This is a genomic window from Nocardia farcinica (genome assembly GCF_029867845.1).
In the GTDB taxonomy this organism is placed as follows: Bacteria; Actinomycetota; Actinomycetes; order Mycobacteriales; family Mycobacteriaceae; genus Nocardia; species Nocardia farcinica_A.
The window spans coordinates 1-2357 of record NZ_JARWRU010001225.1; the positions used below are offsets into that span (position 1 = coordinate 1).

The window sequence follows — 2357 nt, forward strand, 5'->3', positions numbered from 1 at the left end:
CCCGGGCGGGGGACCGCCGGGCCGCGGTGGGGGCGGATCGGGCCCGCCCGGCCCCGGCGCGGGCGGGTACGGCCCGCCCGCCGCCTGCGCCGTCGGGTACGGGCCGCTCGGCGCGGGCGCGGTGGGATACGGGCCGCTCGCGGTCGGCGCGACCGGATGGCCTGCGGCGCCCGTGTGCGGCGGCTGCCCGGGAACCGCGGGAGAACCGCCGTAGGTCGCGTGCTGCCGCGGCGGCGCGGTCGGCGGGGCGGCCAGTGCCCGCTTGGCCGCGGTGGCGAATTCGGTGCAGCTGTCGAACCGGTCCTCCGGCCGCTTGGCCATCGCCCTGGCCAGCACCACGTCCAGCTGCGGCGGCAGGTCGGGCCGGGTGGCGCGCACCGACGGCGGCGGGCTGTAGAGGTGGTCGTGGATCACCTTGGCCGGGTTGCCGTTCGGGAACGGCGCCGAGCCGGTGAGCAGCCAGTACAGCGTGCAGCCGAGCGAGTACTGGTCGGCGCGGTGGTCGAGCTGACGCCCGCCGAGCTGTTCGGGCGCGGCATAGGCCAGGGTGGCGGTGATGGTGTCGCCGGAGGCCAGGGTGGTGTCGGAATCGCGCACGCCCGCGATGCCGAAGTCGGTGAGCAGCACCCGCTCCGGCTGGCCGATGGGGGCCTTGGCCAGCAGGATGTTGGCGGGCTTGATGTCACGGTGTAGCACGCCGTTGGCGTGCGCGAAATCCAGTGCGGCGGCGACCTCGGCGACGATCTGCACCGCGCGGGCCGGAGCGAGCACGTCGATGTCCACACTGGCCGCGTCGGAGCCGGAGATGAACTGCATCGAGATCCACAGCTGGTCGTCCTCGGCGCCGCGGTCGTAGACGGTGACGATGTTGGGGTGGTCCAGCTGCGCGACCAGGTCGGCCTCCCGCTCGAACCGGCCCCGGATCTCGTCGTCGGTGTACAGCTCGCGGGCCAGCAACTTCAGCGCCGTCAACCGAGGCAGACGCGGATGCTTGGCCAGATACACCGTGCCCATGCCGCCCTTGCCGAGCACACGCTTGATCTCGTAGCCGGCAAAGGTCTCGCCGATCCGCAACACAGTGATCCTCACCCCCTGGGTTCCAACCGTAGTTCCGACGACCCCGCGGGGCCCCGACCGAGTCGACCGAGCAGCGGAACACGATCGCCCGAGTTCCCACCGGTGTTATCTCCCGCGAGCCCGCGAGCGCAACAGTCGACGATCCGAGACCGATCCGCTCGGCCGATCTCTGGTACGCATTGTCGGTCATGGCGGCGGTCCGTGCGTCGGCTCCGCCGTGATCGGCGGCCCGGCCGGGCTGTCGGTGCCGGTGGCTAGGCTGTGGGCATGCGCATCGGAGCACACGTCCGGCTCGACAGCGACCCCATCGGCTTCGGCGAGAAACTGGGCGCCGAGGTGATCCAGATGTTCGTGGTCGACCCGCAGAGCTGGGACAAACCGGTCCCCCATCCGCGTACCGAGGAGATCCTGGCCAGCCCGATCGACGTGGTGGTGCACTCCTCGTACCAGATCAACGTGGCCAGCACGAACAACCGGCTGCGGATGCCCTCGCGCAACGCCGTCGCCCAGCAGGCGAAGGCCGCCGCCGATCTCGGCGCTTTCGGCCTGGTCGTGCACGGCGGCCACGTCCGCTCCGACGCCGAGGTCGATGCCGGAATCGACAACTGGCGCAAGCTGTTCGAGCGCCAGCAGGACAAGGGCGGCTTCGCGGTGCCGATCCTGATCGAGAACACCGCGGGCGGCAACCACGCCATGGCCCGGCACTTCGACCGGATCGCCCGGCTGTGGGACGCGGTCGGCGACTACGGCGCGGGCTTCTGCCTCGACACCTGCCACGCCTGGGCGGGCGGGGAGGATCTGGTCGGCGTGGTCGACCGGATCAAGGCCATCACCGGCCGCATCGACCTGGTGCACCTGAACTCCTCGCGCGACGCCTTCGACTCCGGCGCCGACCGGCACGCCAACTTCGCCGACGGCACCATCGACCCGCAGCTGCTGGCCGAGGTGTGCCGCACCGCGGGCGACCCCGTGGTGCTGGAGACCCCGGCCGACGGCTTGGCCGACGACCTGGCCTACCTGCGCGAACACCTCGACTGAGGGTGGTGGCCCGCGAGCGCCCGGCAGGCCGGTGCGGCGGGCTGGGCCCGCGCCGATCGGGCCGATGGTTCACACTGGTTGCCATGAACAGCGAGGCAGGCAGTGTCGCCGCGGGGGGGGGGGGGGGGGGGGGGGGGGGGGGGGGGGGGGGGGGGGGGGGGGGGAGGGGGGGGGGGGGCCGGGGGGGGCGGCCCCGGGGGGTTTGGGGCGCGGGGGGGGGGGCGGGCGCCGGGGCCCCCCCC

At 73.5% G+C, this 2357-nt stretch carries 2 protein-coding genes; one reads left to right on the forward strand and one right to left on the reverse strand.

All coding sequences use genetic code 11. The features are described from left to right. Window positions 1–1089 (reverse strand): serine/threonine-protein kinase (locus tag QH283_RS27150; protein ID WP_432420787.1); only part of this gene is annotated, 1089 nt, incomplete at its 3' end. A 255-nt stretch (window positions 1090–1344) separates the two neighbouring features. On the opposite strand from QH283_RS27150, the gene QH283_RS27155 reads away from it, so the two are divergent. Continuing rightward, window positions 1345–2115 carry a deoxyribonuclease IV gene (locus tag QH283_RS27155; protein ID WP_280505773.1) on the forward strand — a complete coding sequence of 257 codons (771 nt, stop codon included), beginning with the start codon at window positions 1345–1347 and terminating at the stop codon, window positions 2113–2115. The last annotated feature ends 242 nt before the right edge of the window (window positions 2116–2357 follow it).

Excerpts from the sequence above, each read along its gene's own strand:
- QH283_RS27155 (WP_280505773.1), top strand. The coding sequence starts at position 1,345 with ATGCGCATCGGAGCACACGTCCGGCTCGACAGCGACCCCATCGGCTTC.